General features: G+C 76.2%; 16 protein-coding genes. 4 read left to right on the top strand and 12 right to left on the bottom strand.

Going from position 1 to position 16,121, the window contains the following annotated elements; all coding sequences use genetic code 11:
• Positions 1-418 (bottom strand): HAD family hydrolase (locus tag AC5FZL_RS09680; RefSeq protein ID WP_493618376.1); only part of this gene is annotated, 418 nt, incomplete at its 3' end.
• 49 nt (positions 419-467) lie between these two features.
• On the opposite strand from AC5FZL_RS09680, the gene AC5FZL_RS09675 reads away from it, so the two are divergent.
• The 3 genes from AC5FZL_RS09675 to AC5FZL_RS09665 are packed head-to-tail and all read left to right on the top strand — an operon-like array spanning position 468 to position 2,673.
• Entirely contained in the window at positions 468-1,166 is a 699-nt protein-coding gene (locus AC5FZL_RS09675; protein ID WP_493618375.1) for an AzlC family ABC transporter permease, read from the top strand.
• Positions 1,163-1,474, top strand: coding sequence for an AzlD domain-containing protein (locus tag AC5FZL_RS09670; protein WP_493618374.1), 312 nt, complete (start codon positions 1,163-1,165; stop codon positions 1,472-1,474). Before AC5FZL_RS09675 ends, AC5FZL_RS09670 begins: the two co-directional genes overlap by 4 nt.
• Entirely contained in the window at positions 1,471-2,673 is a 1,203-nt protein-coding gene (locus AC5FZL_RS09665; RefSeq protein WP_493618373.1) for a heparan-alpha-glucosaminide N-acetyltransferase domain-containing protein, read from the top strand. Before AC5FZL_RS09670 ends, AC5FZL_RS09665 begins: the two co-directional genes overlap by 4 nt.
• Here the strand turns inward: AC5FZL_RS09665 and AC5FZL_RS09660 are convergent.
• The 7 genes from AC5FZL_RS09660 to AC5FZL_RS09630 form a co-directional block, all read right to left on the bottom strand.
• Complete coding sequence (locus AC5FZL_RS09660) at positions 2,659-4,731, bottom strand: putative bifunctional diguanylate cyclase/phosphodiesterase (RefSeq protein ID WP_493618372.1); 2,073 nt, start codon at positions 4,729-4,731, stop codon at positions 2,659-2,661. The genes AC5FZL_RS09665 and AC5FZL_RS09660 overlap by 15 nt on opposite strands.
• Positions 4,732-4,873: 142 nt before the next feature.
• Positions 4,874-5,326, bottom strand: a complete 453-nt coding sequence (locus tag AC5FZL_RS09655) for a hypothetical protein (protein WP_493618371.1) — start codon at positions 5,324-5,326, stop codon at positions 4,874-4,876.
• Positions 5,327-5,331: 5 nt separating this feature from the next.
• Complete coding sequence (gene dapB, locus AC5FZL_RS09650) at positions 5,332-6,105, bottom strand: 4-hydroxy-tetrahydrodipicolinate reductase (protein ID WP_493618370.1); 774 nt, start codon at positions 6,103-6,105, stop codon at positions 5,332-5,334.
• Positions 6,102-7,451 (bottom strand): M16 family metallopeptidase, encoded by a 1,350-nt coding sequence (locus tag AC5FZL_RS09645; RefSeq protein WP_493618369.1) that lies wholly within the window; start codon positions 7,449-7,451, stop codon positions 6,102-6,104. The genes dapB and AC5FZL_RS09645 overlap by 4 nt, the downstream gene beginning before the upstream one ends.
• Before the next feature lies 1 nt (position 7,452).
• Entirely contained in the window at positions 7,453-9,702 is a 2,250-nt protein-coding gene (locus AC5FZL_RS09640; RefSeq protein ID WP_493618368.1) for a polyribonucleotide nucleotidyltransferase, read from the bottom strand.
• 257 nt (positions 9,703-9,959) lie between these two features.
• Positions 9,960-10,229 carry a 30S ribosomal protein S15 gene (gene rpsO, locus AC5FZL_RS09635; RefSeq protein ID WP_493618367.1) on the bottom strand — a complete coding sequence of 90 codons (270 nt, stop codon included), beginning with the start codon at positions 10,227-10,229 and terminating at the stop codon, positions 9,960-9,962.
• A 129-nt stretch (positions 10,230-10,358) separates the two neighbouring features.
• A complete protein-coding gene (locus tag AC5FZL_RS09630; protein WP_493618366.1) occupies positions 10,359-11,333 on the bottom strand; it encodes a bifunctional riboflavin kinase/FAD synthetase in 975 nt (324 codons plus the stop codon).
• Positions 11,334-11,429: 96 nt separating this feature from the next.
• Between AC5FZL_RS09630 and AC5FZL_RS09625 the strand changes: the two genes are divergently transcribed.
• Positions 11,430-11,630, top strand: coding sequence for a hypothetical protein (locus tag AC5FZL_RS09625; RefSeq protein ID WP_493618365.1), 201 nt, complete (start codon positions 11,430-11,432; stop codon positions 11,628-11,630).
• A gap of 6 nt (positions 11,631-11,636) precedes the next feature.
• On the opposite strand, the gene truB is transcribed toward AC5FZL_RS09625, so the two are convergent.
• The 4 genes from truB to infB form a co-directional block, all read right to left on the bottom strand.
• Positions 11,637-12,554, bottom strand: a complete 918-nt coding sequence (truB, locus tag AC5FZL_RS09620; protein WP_493618364.1) for a tRNA pseudouridine(55) synthase TruB — start codon at positions 12,552-12,554, stop codon at positions 11,637-11,639.
• A complete protein-coding gene (rbfA, locus tag AC5FZL_RS09615) occupies positions 12,551-13,111 on the bottom strand; it encodes a 30S ribosome-binding factor RbfA (protein ID WP_493618363.1) in 561 nt (186 codons plus the stop codon). The genes truB and rbfA overlap by 4 nt, the downstream gene beginning before the upstream one ends.
• A 55-nt stretch (positions 13,112-13,166) precedes the next feature.
• Positions 13,167-13,463, bottom strand: coding sequence for a DUF503 family protein (locus AC5FZL_RS09610; protein ID WP_493618362.1), 297 nt, complete (start codon positions 13,461-13,463; stop codon positions 13,167-13,169).
• A gap of 97 nt (positions 13,464-13,560) precedes the next feature.
• Positions 13,561-16,121, bottom strand: a 2,561-nt coding sequence (gene infB, locus AC5FZL_RS09605) for a translation initiation factor IF-2 (RefSeq protein WP_493618361.1), incomplete at its 5' end; no start/stop codon positions are given.

The following is a 16,121-nucleotide window of genomic DNA, read 5'->3' as shown; positions in this document are numbered from 1 at the left end:
GGGCCCACATCCTGTTCGCGGCGATCTGGGTGTGGTCCAGGGCGCGGGTGCACGACGTCGCGATCGCCGCGCGCCGCGGCGGCAGGGCGGCGAGGGCCTCGGCGGCGCCGGGGAGGACCGTGATGCCCTCGGTGTCGGCCGCCTCGATCGCGTCGATCCGCCGCACGGCGCTCGCCCGGCGCTCCGGCGGCAGGAGCCGCTCGATGATCCCCGCGGCCGGGACGCCGTGCATGCCCACGAGCCCCGCGGGGTCGACGTCCTCCTCCTGCGCCCAGCGCAGCCACGAGCGGTTCACCACCGGGGTCGAGTCGATGAGCGTGCCGTCCATGTCGAACAGGACGGCGGCGAAGGACCGCGCCGCGAGGTCGTCCAGCCCGATCGGCAGGCCTGCGGGCGGGGGCAGCGGCGTGTCGTCCACGGCCGCGAGCGTAGGCGGAGGGCGGCCGTGGTCCTGAGAGGATGCCGCCGTGCGCTTCCCCAGCCCGGCCCCCGGCGCCCGGCCGACCGTGGCCCAGGCGCTGTCGGTGGGCCTCGCCACCGGCGCCTACGGCCTCTCCTTCGGCGCGCTGGCCGTGGCGGCGGGCCTGACCCCCCTGCAGGCCCTGGCGCTGAGCGCGCTGATGTTCACCGGGGGCTCCCAGTTCGCCCTGGTCGGGGTGGTGGGGGCCGGCGGCACCGGGCTCGCGGCCACGGCGACGGCCGCCCTGCTCGGGGTCCGCAACGGCCTGTACGGGCTCCAGGTGGCACCGCTGCTGCGCGTGAGCGGCCTGCGCCGCCTGCTGGCAGCCCACCTGACCATCGACGAGTCCACCGCGGTGGGCACCGCCCAGCCGACGCCCGCGCTGCAGCGCCTGGGGTTCTGGCTCACCGGCGCGAGCGTGCTCGTGCTGTGGTGCCTGGCGACGGTGGCGGGCACCGTCCTGGGCGACGCGCTCGGCGACCCGGGCCGGTACGGCCTGGACGCCGCGGCGGCGGCGGCCTTCCTCGGCCTCCTGTGGCCGCGCCTGCGCGAGGGACGGGCGGCCGCGGTGGCCGTCGTGGCCGCCGTCGTGGCCACCGCGACCGTGCCGGTGCTCTCCCCCGGCCTGCCGGTGCTGGCCGCGGTGCTCGCCGTGCCGCTCGTGCTCCTGCTCTGGCGCTCCCGCTCCGCCGGTGGCGCCGCGTGAGCGGGTGGGGGCTGGTGCTCGGCGCGGCCGCCGCCTGCTACGCGCTCAAGCTCGCCGGCCACCTGGCGCCGGCCCGGTGGCTGGAGCGGCCGAGCACCGCCCGCGCTGCCGCGCTGGTCACCGTGGCGCTGCTGGCGGCGCTCACGGCCACGCAGGCCCTCGCCGACGGCCGGGCGGTGTCCCCCGACGCCCGGGTGCCGGCCCTGGCGGTCGCGGCGCTGGCGCTGGCGCTGCGCGCACCGTTCCTCCTCGTCGTGGTGCTGGCCGCCGCCGTGGCGGCCGGGCTGCGGGCCGCTGGGTGGTCATGAGCTCCGCCGCCGGCACCGTCGCCACCTCCTCCGGGCGCCCGCCCCTGCGCGAGCGCCTCGTCGGCGTCGACGCCGCCCGCGGGGCGGCGCTGCTGGGGATGATGGCCACGCACGTGCTGCCGAGCACCGGCGCCGACGGCGCGGTCACCTGGCCGTTCCTGCTGCTCTCAGGGCGAGCCGCGGCGCTGTTCGCCGTGCTGGCCGGCGTGGGCCTGGCCCTGTCCACCGGTCGCGAGCGCCCGCCCACCGGGCGGGCGCTGGCCGCGGCGCGCCGCAGGGTGCTCGCCCGGGCCGGCGTCGTGGCCGCCGTGGGCCTGACGCTGGGGCTGGTGCCCGGGCCCATCGCGATCATCCTCGTCGACTACGGCCTGCTGTTCGCGGTCGCGGCGCTCTTCCTGGGGCTGCGCGCGCGCACGCTCCTCGTGCTGGCGGCCGGGTGGCTGCTGGCCGCCCCCGTCCTGGCGCACCTGCTGCGCCCGCTGCTGTCCCCCGGGCCCGGACCGGTGCCCTCGTGGCTGTCGCTGGCGACGCCGCAGCGCCTGCTCGCCGACCTCGTGCTCACCGGCTACTACCCGGTGCTGCAGTGGACCGGGTACCTGCTCGTCGGCCTGGCGGTGGGCCGCCTGGGGCTGGGCCGGGCGCGCGTGGCGGCGGGCGTCGCGGGCGCCGGCGCGGCGCTGGCCGTGGGCAGCGCCCTCCTCTCCGACGCCCTCGTGCGGGCCGCGGGCGGGGTGCCGGCGCTGGTCGCGACGGTGCCGGCGTCCTTCCCGGTGCGCCCGGGGCAGATGGCCACCGCCCTGCAGGACGGCCTGTACGGCACCACCCCGACGACGTCGTGGCTCTGGCTGCTGGTGCGCGCGCCGCACTCGGGGACGCCGCTGGACCTGGCGCACACCACGGGCACGGCGCTGCTCGTGCTGGGGCTGTGCCTGCTCGTGGCGCGGACCTCCGCGGGCTCGCGGGCCCTGGTCCTGCTGGCCGCCCCCGGGTCGATGACCCTGACCCTGTACTCGCTGCACGTCGTCCTGCTGCCGGCGATGGAGGAGGACCTGAGCCCGGTCGGGGTCTGGGTCGCCAGCGCCCTGGGCGCCGTGGCGCTGGGCCTCGCCGTGCGCGCCCTCGGCGTGCGCGGCCCCCTGGAGGAGCTGGCCGCGGGGGCCAGCCGGGCGGCGTCCAGGAGCGCCTCAGCCCACCGGTGAGGTCACCGGGACCGTCCCCCGGGCGAGAGCCCGCCCGATCTCGGCGGCCGGCACGGGGCGCCCGAGGAGGTAGCCCTGCAGCAGGTGCGCCCCGGCGCCCACGGCGGCCGCCCGCACCTCCTCGTCCTCCACGCCCTCGGCGACCACGGTGAGGTCCAGGCCCCGGCCGAGCTGGCAGACCGCCCGCAGGAGCTTCGTGGCCTCCGCGCTGGTCGGGGCCGCGGCCACGAAGGAGCGGTCGACCTTCAGCACGTCGACCTGGAAGTCCCGCAGGTGCGTCAGGGACGAGTAGCCGGTCCCGAAGTCGTCGAGGGCGATCCGGCAGCCCATGGCGCGCAGGCACTGCAGCGTCGCGCTGACCACCTCGTCGCTGGCCAGCAGGGCCGTCTCGGTGATCTCCACGGTCAGCGCGGAGGCGGGCAGGCCCGCCTCGTCCAGGGCGTGGACCACGTCGTCGACGAGGTGGCCGCTGAGCAGGTGGCGGGCCGCGACGTTGACGGCCACGGTCAGCAGGGGGCGCACCCGGCGCCACCGGGCCAGGTCCGCGCACGCCCGGCGCAGCACCTGCTGGCCGAGCTCGACGACGAGGCCGCTCTCCTCGGCCACGTCGAGGAACGCCCCGGGGCCCAGGAGGCCGCGCTGCGGGTGGCTCCACCGGACCAGGGCCTCGCAGGACTCCCAGGCGCCGTCCACGCCGGTGATCGGCTGGTAGTGCGGCACCAGCTCGCCGGCTCCCAGGCCGGCGCGCAGCGCCGCCTCGTCGTCCAGGCGGGCCAGCGCGCGGGCGCGCAGCGCGTCGTCGAGGCGGACCCACCGCCGCCGGCCGGCCCGCTTGGCCGCGTACAGCGCCGTGTCGGCGTCGCGCAGCAGGCCCTCGTCGTCGCTGGTCGGCTCCGCCACGGCCACGCCGATGCTCATGCCCACGGCCACGTCGCGCCCGGCCAGGTGGACGCTCGTGCCCAGGGCGGCGAGCAGCTCCTCCGCGAGCGCCTCGGCGGCTGCACCGTCGTGGACGAGGACGACGAACTCGTCCCCGCCCAGGCGCGCGACCACGCCGGCCTCCCCCACGGCCTCGCCGAAGACCTCGGCCAGGCGCCGCAGCAGCCGGTCGCCCGCGTCGTGCCCCAGCGAGTCGTTGATCACCTTGAAGTGGTCGAGGTCGAGGTACAGCAGCGCCGGGGCGGGGGCGTTCCCCGACGCCGAGCGGCGCAGCGCGCGGCGCACCTGGCGGCGCAGCTCGGCCCGGTTGGGCAGCCCGGTCAGCGGGTCCGAGCTGGCCATCCGGGTCAGCTCGCGCTGGGCGCGCTGCGCCGCACCGACGTCCTCGACCACGTTGAGCAGGCGGCGCTCGCCGTCCTCGGTGAGCACCGCGACGACCGAGCGCACCCACACGGTGCGGCCGTCGCCGGTGACGAACCTCTTGCGCAGCTCCGCCCGGCCGGTGCGCTCGAGCGCGGCGCGGTCCAGGCGGCGGTCGCGGTCGTCGGGGTGGCTGAAGTCGCGGAAGGCGTGGCCGACGAGCTCCTCGCGGGACCGCCCCAGCAGGGCGCACAGAGCGGGGTTGGCCTCGACGAGCACCCCGTCCCACGAGGCGACCGCGATCCCCACCGGCGCCTCGGCGAAGGCCCGCACCCAGCGCGGGCCGGCCTGCTGCAGGGCCTCGCGGTGCGCGTCGTCGTCGTTGAGGTCGCGGATGGCGACCAGCACGCGGTCACCGGTGGCCCGCTGCAGGAACACCCGCCGGCCGGAGCCGGGCACGCCGAGGACCGCGGGGCGGCTGATGGCCACCGGGGTCCCGGTGCTCGCGACCGAGCACATGGCCGCCAGGCGCCCGTCCGCGCGGGCGGCGGGGACGAGGTCGCCGACCAGCCGCCCCACGAGGGACCCTCCGCCGGTGGCCGCGGCCGCCAGGCCGTCCCAGCCGGTGTCGCCGACCAGCTCCACGCGCAGGTCGACGACCTCGCCGTCCCGGCGCACGGGCACCAGGACGGCGACGCGGGGCAGGCGCAGCCCGCCGTCCCCCGCTCCCGCGGGCCGCTGGCCCGGTGCGTGCTCCACGTGGCTCCGCCCTCTCCGCCCCGCTGCGGCAGCAGCGCGCCGGACCCCCTGCTGGAGCCGGCTCGCCCAGGTCGTCGGCTCCGGGCGCGGGCTCCTGTAGCCGCCGCGGCGGCGCGCCGATCGGCCGACGGCGACCGAGCGGCTAGGGCCGGTCCTCGGTGCGCCGCAGCGCGGCCGCGTGGCGCATCGCCGCGCGGGCCCTGCGGCGGTCCCCCGCGGCGTCGTAGGCGCACGAGAGCCGGAACCACGCGCCCCAGTCCTGCGGCGCGGCGTCGGTCTCGGCCTGGTAGCGGGCGAACGCCGCGTCCGCGGCGGTGCGCTCGACCCGGCCCGAGGGGGTGCGCGGCAGGTCGTCCGGAGGCAGCCGGCCGTCGCGCTCGAGCTCGCGGGCCATCGCCTCGGTGCGCACGCCGAAGGCCAGCTCGCGGCCGATCGCCCAGGCCACCACGAGGGGCAGCAGGAGCACGCCCGCGCCGAGCACCACCGCGACCGGCCCGGAGCCGGAGGTCACCAGCGCCCAGCCGCGCTGGCCCAGCAGGACCAGGTAGAGCAGGACGGCGGCGAGGAGCACCGCGACGACGGCCTTGGCGCGCACGCGCGTCAGCCGAGGTCGAGGTAGTGCTCGAGCCCCACGGTCAGCCCCGGGCGGGAGGCGACCTCGCGGACGGCCAGCAGCAGGCCGGGCATGAACGCCGCGCGGTCGGCCACGTCGTGGCGCAGGCTGAGCACCTCCCCGGAGTTGCCCAGCAGCACCTCCTCCGAGGCGGTCAGTCCGCGCAGGCGCACGCTGTGCACCGCCACGCCGTCCACGTCGGCGCCGCGCGCGCCGGGCAGGGCGGTGGTCGTGGCGTCGGGGGACGCCGCGCGCCCGGCGCGGCGGCGCGCGGCGGCCAGGAGCTCGGCGGTGTGGACGGCGGTGCCGCTGGGGGCGTCGACCTTGTTCGGGTGGTGGAGCTCGACGACCTCGACGGACTCGAAGTACGGGGCGGCCCGGGCGGCGAGGCTCATGAGCAGCACCGCGCCGAGGGCGAAGTTCGGGGCCACGAGCACCCCGGTGCCGGCCGGGGTCGCCGGGTCGGCGAGCTGGTCGCGCACCCGCTGCAGCGCGGCGTCGTCCCAGCCCGTCGTGCCCACGACGACGTGCAGCCCGGCGGCGACCAGGGCGCGCACGTGCTCGGGGGCCGCCGCGGGCACCGACAGGTCGACCGCCACGTCGGCACCGGCCTCGACGGCGCGCTCGACCGGGTCACCGCGACCGATGCGGGCCACGAGCTCGAGGTCGTCCGCGGCCTCCACCGCGGCGCACGCGGCGGTGCCCATGCGCCCGGCGGCCCCGAGGACGGCCACCCGCACGAGCGGTGCGGGCGCGCTCACGGGGCGACCGCGACCGGGTCGGTGGCGAAGGGGCCGACGACCGTGAGGTGGTGCGGCTGGGCCCACAGGTGCGCGGCCAGCTCCTGGACCTCCTCGGCGGTGACCGCCGCGGTGCGGGCGAGGAGGTCGTCCACGCCCAGGTACTCGCCGTGCACGAGCTCGGCCTTGCCCAGGCGCGACATCCGCGCCCCGGTGTCCTCCAGGCCCAGCACCGTGCCGCCGCGCACCTGCCCGATGGCGCGGGCCAGCTCGGCCTCCCCCACGCCGTCGGCGGCGAGGAGCTCCCACTGCTCGGCGAGCAGCGCGACGACCTCCGCGACCTTCCCGGGGGTGCACCCGGCGTAGAGGCCGAAGTACCCGGCGTCGGCGTACCCGGCGCCGAAGGAGTACACGGAGTACGCCAGCCCGCGCTTCTCGCGCACCTCCTGGAACAGCCGGCTGCTCATCCCGCCACCGAGCACCGCGTTGAGCACCGAGAGCACGTGCCGGCGGGGGTCGCTGGAGCGCAGCCCCAGGCCGCCGAGCAGCACGTTCGCCTGCTCGGTCGGCCGGTCCAGCGTGAGGACGCTGGTGGCCGGCGGCGGGGTGGCCGTCCCGGGGCCGGTGTGCCGGCGCGGCAGGGGAGCCGCCTCCGCCAGGTCGCCCCAGCCGGCCCGCTCCAGGGACGCCGCGACCAGGTCGCAGACCTGCTCGTGCTCGAGGCCGCCCGCGGCCGTGACGACGAGGCCGGGCGCGGTGTAGTGCTGGCGGTAGTGCTCCCAGACGGCGTCGCGCGGGACGTCGAGGATCGCCTGCGGGGTGCCGCCGATCGGGCGCCCGAGCGGGGTGCCCGTGCCGAAGACCTGCTCGGCGAAGCGCTCGTGCGCGACGTCGGCGGGGTCGTCGTCGTTCATCGCGAGCTCTTCGAGGATGACGCCTCGCTCGCTGGCCACGTCCTCCTCGGACAGCGTCGCCGAGGTGACCATGTCCGTGATGACGTCGACGGCCATCGGCAGGTCGGCGTCGAGCACGCGGGCGAAGTAGGTCGTGTGCTCCTTGCCGGTGGCCGCGTTGGACTCCCCGCCGACGGCGTCGAAGGCCTCGGCGATGTCCATGGCGCTGCGCCGCGCGGTGCCCTTGAAGAGCAGGTGCTCGAGGAAGTGCGTGGACCCGAAGTGGCCCGAGGCCTCGTCGCGCGAGCCCACGCCGACCCAGGTGCCCACCGTGACCGAGCGGACGCCCGGCACGGACTCGGTGAGGACCCGGACGCCTCCGGGGAGGACGCTGCGGCGCACGGTGGCGCCCGCGTCCTCCCCGGAGAGCGTGGAGGTCCCCGTCACCGTCAGCGGGAGGGGGACGACCGCCACGTCAGATGGCTGCCGCGGGAGAGTCGGTCGAGGCGTCCGAGCCGGCGCCGTCGGCGTCGCCCGAGGCGTCCTCGTCCGCGACGACCGGCGACAGGCTGAGCTTGCCGCGCGGGTCGATCTCGGTGATCTCCACCTGGACCTTCTGGCCCACGGACAGGACGTCGTCGACGTTCTCCACCCGCTTGCCGCCGACCAGGGCGCGCATCTTGGAGATGTGCAGGAGCCCGTCCTTGCCCGGGGTGAGGGAGATGAACGCCCCGAAGGCCGTGGTCTTGACCACGGTGCCCACGTAGCGCTCGCCGACCTCGGGCATGGTCGGGTTGGCGATCGCGTTGATCGCCGCTCGGGCCGCCTCGGCCGAGGGGCCGTCGGTGGCGCCGATGTACACCGTGCCGTCGTCCTCGATCGAGATGTCGGCGCCGGTGTCGTCCTGGATCTGGTTGATCATCTTGCCCTTCGGCCCGATGACCTCGCCGATCTTGTCGACCGGGACCTTGACCGCGATGACGCGCGGGGCGGTGTCGGCCATCTCGTCGGGGGCGTCGATCGCCTCGGCCATCACGCCGAGGATGTGCAGCCGGGCCTCGCGGGCCTGGGTCAGCGCGCCGGCCAGGACCGACGCGGGGATGCCGTCGAGCTTGGTGTCGAGCTGGATCGCGGTCACGAAGTCCTTCGTGCCGGCGACCTTGAAGTCCATGTCGCCGAAGGCGTCCTCGGCGCCGAGGATGTCGGTCAGCGCCGCGTAGCGGATCTCGCCGTCCACCGTGTCGGTGACGAGGCCCATCGCGATGCCCGCGACCGGAGCGCGCAGCGGCACGCCGGCGTTGAGCAGCGACAGGGTCGAGGCGCAGACCGAGCCCATGGACGTCGAGCCGTTGGAGCCCAGCGCCTCGGAGACCTGCCGGATCGCGTAGGGGAAGTCCTCGCGGCTGGGCAGCACCGGCATGAGCGCGCGCTCGGCGAGGGCGCCGTGGCCGATCTCGCGGCGCTTGGGCGAGCCCACGCGGCCGGTCTCACCGGTGGAGTACGGCGGGAAGTTGTAGTTGTGCATGTAGCGCTTGCGCGTCACCGGCGAGAGCGTGTCGAGCTGCTGCTCCATGCGGAGCATGTTCAGCGTGGTCACGCCCAGGATCTGGGTCTCGCCGCGCTCGAACAGGGCCGAGCCGTGCACGCGGGGCAGCACGTCGACCTCGGCGGAGAGCTGGCGGATGTCGCGCAGCCCGCGGCCGTCGATGCGGACGCCGTCGGTGAGGATGCGCTGGCGCACGAGGGACTTGTTCAGCGAGCGGAACGCGGCGCTGATCTCCTTCTCGCGGCCCTCGAACTGCGTGGCCAGCTGCGCCTTGACGGCGTCCTTGACCTCGTCGATGCGGGTCTCGCGCTCCTGCTTGCCGGCGATGGTCAGCGCGGCGGCCAGGTCGTCGCGCCCAGCGGCGGTCACGGCCTCGAGCACGTCGTCGCTGTAGTCGAGGAAGCGGGGGTAGTCCACCGTCTCCTTGGCGGCGGTGGCGGCGACCTGCGCCTGGGCCCGGCACAGCTCCGCGATGAAGGGCTTGGAGGCCTCCAGCCCCTGCGCCACGACCTCCTCGGTCGGGGCGCCGGCGCCGAGGGCGACCTTGTCCATCGCCGACTCGGTGGCCTCGGCCTCGACCATCATGATCGCGACGTCGTCGCCGACCACGCGGCCCGCGACGACCATCTCGAAGACGGCGTCCGGGATCTGGGAGTGCTTGGGGAAGGCGACCCACTGGCCGTCGATGAGCGCCACGCGGACGCCGCCGATCGGGCCGGAGAAGGGCAGGCCGGAGAGCTGGGTCGACAGCGAGGCGGCGTTGATCGCCAGCACGTCGTAGGCGTCGTCGGGGTGCAGCGCCAGGACGGTGATGACGACCTGGACCTCGTTGCGCAGCCCGGAGACGAAGGACGGGCGCAGCGGCCGGTCGATCAGGCGGCAGGTGAGGATCGCGTCGGTGCCGGGGCGGCCCTCGCGGCGGAAGAAGGAGCCGGGGATCTTCCCGGCGGCGTACATGCGCTCCTCGACGTCCACCGTGAGGGGGAAGAAGTCGAAGTGGTCCTTGGGCTGCTTGCCGGCCGTGGTGGCCGACAGGAGCATGGTCTCGCCGTCCAGGTAGGCGGAGACGGAGCCGGCGGCCTGGCGCGCGAGGCGACCGGTCTCGAACCGGACGGTGCGGGTGCCGAAGCGACCGTTGTCGATCGTGGCCTCGGCGAACGTGATCTCGGGACCCTCCACGGGTGCCCTCCTCTTCGGATCAGCCGGAGCTGGTCGCGGGCGGGACCGGCCTTCGATGGAGGCCCACGGGCGGCCACCGGCGGTTCGCGCCGGAGGGCGTCCCGGAGGCCACGACCGAGGACCGGCGCTGCGCGCCGCGCCGTCCGGCGGTGGGTGTTCGGGGTGGTGCTGGGTGGTGCCGCGTCGTGCTGGTGGTGCGGGGTGGTGCTGGGTGGTGCGGCGCGACCCCCTGGTCAGGGACCAGGGGGTCGCGGGGATCAGCGGCGGATGCCGAGCCGCTCGATGAGGGCGCGGTACCGGTTGATGTCCGTCTTGGCCAGGTACTGCAGCAGGCGGCGGCGCTGGCCGACGAGCAGGAGCAGACCACGACGGCTGTGGTGGTCGTGCTTGTGCTCCTTGAAGTGCTCGGTGAGGTCCTTGATGCGCTGGGTGAGCAGCGCGACCTGCACCTCCGGGGAGCCGGTGTCGCCCTCGGTCGTGGCGTACTCGGTCATGATGCGCTGCTTGGTGGCGGCGTCGAGCGGCATGGTGGCTCCTCGTGGGTCGTTGCGCGGTGCTCCGGGGCAGGTCCACCCGGGCTCTCTGGGTCCGCGGCCGTTCTGACGGCGCCATGATCCTAGCAGCGCGCGGGAGGGACGCCCTCCGCGAGGCGGCCGTCAGCCGCCCAGGACCTCGCGGCAGCGGGCCACGTCGGCGTCCATCTGGGTCACCAGCTCGGCCACGGACTCGAACCGCAGGGTCGGGCGCAGCCGCTCGACGAGGTCGAGCGCCACCCGCTCGCCGTAGAGGTCCAGGACGGCGGACTCGGCCGGCGTGACCAGCGCGTGCGCCTCGACGCGGCGCTCGAGGCCGTCGAAGGTGGGGTTCGTGCCGATCGAGACCGCGGCCGGCAGCACCCGGGGCGGGTCCGCCGGGCCGGCCGGCTCGGGCAGGTCCAGGCGCACCAGCCACCCGGCGTAGACGCCGTCCGCGGGCACGAGCACCTCGATGCCGTCGAGGTTGGCCGTGGGGTAGCCCAGCTCGCGGCCGCGGTGGTCGCCGTGGACGACGACGCCCTCGACCCGGTGCGCTCGCCCCAGCACCTGCGCGGCCCCGGCCACGTCGCCCTCGGCCAGCAGCTCGCGGGTCCAGGTGGAGGACCAGCGCCGGGCGCCGGCCCCGTGCTCGTCCTCGAGCACCACGACGTCGAAGCCGTGCTCGGCGCCGAGGGCCCGCATGGTGCCCAGGTCCCCGCTGTTGCGGTGCCCGAAGCGCACGTCCTGGCCGACGACGACCGCGGAGGCTCCGAGCGCCCGCACGAAGGTGTCGACGACGAAGCGCTCGGGGCTCCAGGACGCGAGCTCGCGGGTGAAGGCCATCTCCAGGACGGCGTCCAGGCCTGCCTCGGCGAGCAGGTCGAGCCGGTGCTCGGGGGTGGTCAGCAGCTCCGGCGCCCGCTCGGGGTGCAGCACGCGCAGCGGGTGGGGCGCGAAGGTGACCGCCACCGCGCGCGCGTCCCGCCGCCGGGCCTCGGCCACGAGCCGTGCCAGGACGCTGCGGTGGCCGCGGTGGACGCCGTCGAAGTTGCCGATCGCGACGACCGACGGCCCGTAGCCCTCCGGGACCTGCGACAGGTCGCGCCACCTCTGCACGCCGACAGTCTGGCCGGTGCCCGTCCCGGTCGCGGCGCGGGGTGCACCGGGGCACGCTGAGGACGTCCGCACCCACCGATCGAGGAGGACCGTGCCGTGGCCGGCATCGTCAGCAGGATCACCGCGTTCGCCCGCTCCCCCCAGGGCCAGCGGGTGATCACCACCGCCACGCGCAAGGCGCAGGAGCTCGCCCGCGACCCGAAGAACCGCGAGCGGATCCAGCAGCTGCGCGAGCGCGCAGGACGCCGGGGCCAGGGCGGCTCGGGCGGCTCCAGCTCGCCCCGTCCGGGGCTGTGACCCGGCTCAGGCCGGGTCGCTGAGCACGAGGACGGGGCGCACCGCCCCGTCGCGCTCGGCGACGAGCGCCACGAGGACGCCCTCCGGCGAGACCGCCGCGACCGGGTCCGGGCCCAGGCCCGCGGGAGCCAGTCGCTGGCCGTGCGCCAGGCGGCGCGCCTGCTCGGCGTCCACCTGCCAGAGCGGGAACGTCGGGCGGGCGGCCTCGACCATGCCCAGCAGGTGGGCGGGCACGCCGTCGCGCTCGAGCGCGTCGAGGTCGGCGGCGGCGTCCAGGCCGTAGCCGCCGACGCGGGCGCGGCGCAGGGCCGTGAGGTGGCCCCCGGTCCCCAGCGCGGCCCCGAGGTCGCGGGCCAGGGCGCGCACGTACGTGCCGGAGGTGCACTCGACCCGCACGTCGGCGTCCACGACGCCCAGCCCGTCCTCCTGCCCGCGGCGCACGGCGACCACCTCGAACGCGCGCACGGTCACCGGGCGGGCGGCCAGGGCGACCTCCTCCCCCGCGCGCACCCGGGCGTAGGCCCGCTGGCCGTCGACCTTGATGGCGCTGACCGCGCTGGGCACCTGCTGGAGGTCGCCGGTCAGGTCGGCCACCGCCGCGGCCAGGGCCGCGTCGTCGACCCCCGCGGCGTCGGCGCGCGAGAGCACCTCGCCCTCGGCGTCGTCGGTCACCGTCGCCGCGCCCAGGCGCACCGTCGCCAGGTACTCCTTGTCGGCGCCGACGAGGTGGGTCAGCAGCCGGGTGGCGCGCCCGAGCCCGAGGACCAGGACGCCGGTGGCCATCGGGTCGAGCGTGCCGGCGTGGCCCACCCTGCGGGTGCCGGCCAGGCGCCGGACCCGGGCGACGACGTCGTGGCTGGTCAGGCCGGCCGGCTTGTCGACGACGAGCAGGCCGTCAGGGCCGCCCGCGGCCTTCCTGCTCACCGGGCGACGGGCTCGTCGGCGCTGCCGCCGGGCTCGTCCTCGGAGCCCTCGTCCTCGTCCTCGTCCTCGTCGGAGTCCTCGTCGGAGTCCTCGTCGCCCACGGCCCCGAGGGGGTCCTCGTCGGCGTCGTCGTCGTCCTCGTCGGGGCGCTTGTAGGGGTCCGCCTCGCCGGCGTAGCTGGCACCGCGCGCCAGGGCCGCGACGGCGGCGTCCTGGGCGGCGGCGCGGGCGAGGAGGTCCTCCATCTGCGCCGCGGTCTCCGGGATGGCGTCGGCGAAGAACTCCAGGGTCGGGGTGAGCCGGACGCCGGTGCGCCGGCCGACCTCGGCGCGGATGACGCCCTTGGCGCTCTCCAGGGCCGCGGCCGTGGAGGCGCGGGCCTCCTCGTCGCCGAGGACGGTGTAGAAGACGCTGGCGTGCTGGAGGTCGCCGGTCACGCGGGCGTCGGTGACGGTGATGAAGCCCAGGCGCGGGTCCTTCACGCGGCGCTCCAGGGCCTCGGCGACGACCACCTTGATGCGGTCGGCCAGCTTGCGGGCACGGGCCTGGTCAGCCACGGGGTCCTCCTCGGTGGGTGGTGCTGCGGGTGCCGCCGCCCGGTGGGGGTGGCGGTCAGTCGTCGTCGCTGTCCGAGCGCACGCGGAGGCGGGCGGACAGCAGGTCGAGCTCGGGGTGGGCCGCCGCGGTGCGCTCGGCGGTCTCCAGGACGCGGCGGCAGTGGGCGGGGTCCGCCGCGACCACGGCGACGGAGACCTCCGCCCGGCGGTGCAGGTCGAGGTGCCCGGTCTCGGCCACGGCGACGTCGAGCCGCTTGAGCTCGGCGACCAGGGGGCGCACGACCGAGCGCTTCTGCTTGAGCGACCTCACGTCGCCGAGGAGCAGGTCCAGGACCAGCGTGCCGACGTGCACGGCGCACCCTCCTCAGCGTCGTGCGTGATCATGGGATCCCGCCCCAGGAGCGGGGCGGGATCCCATGATCACGGTGCGGGGGTCGTGCGGGGGGACCTCAGGCGCGGGGCTTCTCCCGCATCTCGAAGGTCTCCACCACGTCGCCCTCCTGGATGTCGTTGAACGAGCCGAGGCCGATGCCGCACTCGAAGCCCTCGCGGACCTCGGTCGCGTCGTCCTTGAACCGTCGCAGCGACTCGATGGCGAGGTCGTTGCCGACCACGACACCGTTGCGCAGGAGCCGCGCCTTGGCGTTGCGGCGGATGAGCCCGCTGCGCACCAGGGCACCGGCGATGTTGCCGAACTTCGAGGAGCGGAAGACCTCGCGGATCTCCGCGGTGCCCAGCTGCACCTCCTCGTACTCCGGCTTGAGCATGCCGCGCAGCGCGAGCTCGACGTCCTCGATCGCGGCGTAGATGACCGAGTAGTACCGGATGTCGACGCCCTCGCGCTCGGCGAGGTCACCGACCCGCTCGGCCGGCCGGACGTTGAAGCCGATGATCACGGCGTTGTCGACCGTGGCCAGGTTGACGTCGTTCTGGGTGATCGCACCCACGCCGCGGTGGATGATCCGCAGCTCCACGTCGTCGCTGACCTCGATCTTCAGCAGCGCGTCCTCCAGCGCCTCGACCGAGCCGGACCCGTCGCCCTTGATGATCAGGTTCAGGGTCTCGACCTTGCCGGCGGCCAGGGCCTCGTTGAGGTCCTCGAGGCTGATCCGCTTGCGGCGCTTGGCCAGGCTGGCCGCGCGCTGGGCGGACTCGCGGCGCTCGGCGATCTGCCGCGCCGTCCGGTCGTCCGGAGCCACCAGGAAGGTGTCACCGGCGCCGGGCACCGCGGTGAGGCCGAGGACGAGGACCGGCCGGGACGGCGTCGCCTCCTCCACCGTGACGCCGTGCTCGTCGAGCATGGCGCGCACGCGGCCGAAGCCGTTGCCGGCCACGATCGCGTCGCCGACGCGCAGGGTGCCGGACTGGACCAGCACCGTGGCGACGGGGCCGCGGCCCTTGTCCAGGTGCGCCTCGATCGCGACGCCGCGAGCGTCCTTGTCGGGGTTGGCCCGCAGGTCCAGCGCGGCGTCGGCGGTGAGCAGGACGGCCTCGAGGAGGTCGTCGATGCCCTGCCGCTTCAGCGCGCTGATCGGCACGAACATGGTGTCGCCGCCGTACTGCTCGGCCACCAGGTTGTACTCGGTCAGCTGCTGCATGACCTTGTCGGGGTTGGCCCCCTCCTTGTCGATCTTGTTGATCGCCACGACGATCGGGACGCCGGCCGCCTGGGCGTGGTTGAGCGCCTCGATGGTCTGGGGCATCACGCCGTCGTCGGCCGCGACCACGAGGATCGCGATGTCGGTCACCTGGGCACCGCGGGCGCGCATGGCGGTGAACGCCTCGTGGCCCGGGGTGTCGATGAAGGTGATCGCGCGCTCGACGCCCTCGTGCTCGGTGCTCACCTGGTAGGCGCCGATCGCCTGGGTGATGCCGCCGGACTCCCCCGCCACCACGTCGGTGGAGCGGATGGCGTCCAGCAGCTTCGTCTTGCCGTGGTCGACGTGGCCCATGACGGTGACCACCGGAGGACGCGCCTCCAGCTCGTCGTCGCCCTCGCCCTCGAGCTCGGCGTCCAGGTCGATGTCGAAGCCGGCGAGGAGCTCGCGCTCCTCGTCCTCCGGCGAGACGACCTGGATGTCGTAGCCCAGCTCGGAGCCGAGCAGGCGGAAGGTGTCCTCGTCCAGGGACTGGGTCGCCGTGGCCATCTCACCGAGGTGGAACAGCACCGTGACCAGGCTGGCGGGGTTGGCGTCGATCCGGTCCGCAAAGTCGCTCAGCGACGCGCCGCGGGGCAGGCGGACGACGGTGGTGCCGTCGCCGCGCCGGACCTGGACGCCGCCGACCGACGGCGCCTGCATGGCCTCGAACTCCTGGCGCTTCGCGCGCTTGGACTTCCGGCCCCGGACGGGACGGCCACCGCTGCGGCCGAACGCGCCCTGCGTGCCGCCGCGACCGCGGCTGCCCTTGCCGAAGCCGCCGGTGGGCGGACCACCGGGACGGCCGGCGCCACCGGCACCGGCGCCAGCACCGGCGCCACCCGGACGGCCGGGAGCACCCGGACGGCCCGGAGCACCACCGCGGGCGGGAGCGCCCGGACGGCCGACGGCGGAGCGCCCGGGCATCATGCCCGGGTTGGGGCGGGGACCACCCGGACGCGGACCGCCCGGACGGGGGCCGCCGGGACGGTCACCGGCACCGGCAGCGCCGGTGGGGGCACCCGGAGCTGCGCCCGGGGCCTGCGGGCGAGGACCACCGGGCCGGGGCATGCCCTGGCTGGTGGCGAAGGGGTTGTTGCCCGGGCGCGGGGCACCCGGACGCGGCGCGCCGGAGCCGCCGGGGCCACCGGAGCGCGGCATCCCCTGGCTGGGCGCGAACGGGTTGTTGCCCGGACGGCCGCCACCGGGGCGGGGAGCACCCGCACCGGGGGTGGCGCTGCCCGGAGCGCTGGGCGCCGCCGGGGCCGGAGCACCGGTGCCGCCGGCAGCGGCGGGACGCGGCGCCCCCGGACGGGCCGGGGACTCCGGACGCCCGGTGGAGCGGGGGCCGGCCGGAGCGGCGGGGGCCGCCG

The sequence above is a fragment of the Quadrisphaera sp. DVD1 genome (genome assembly GCF_058932755.1).
Note: the sequence above shows the minus strand (reverse complement) of the source record. Positions and strands in the feature narration are given on the sequence as shown.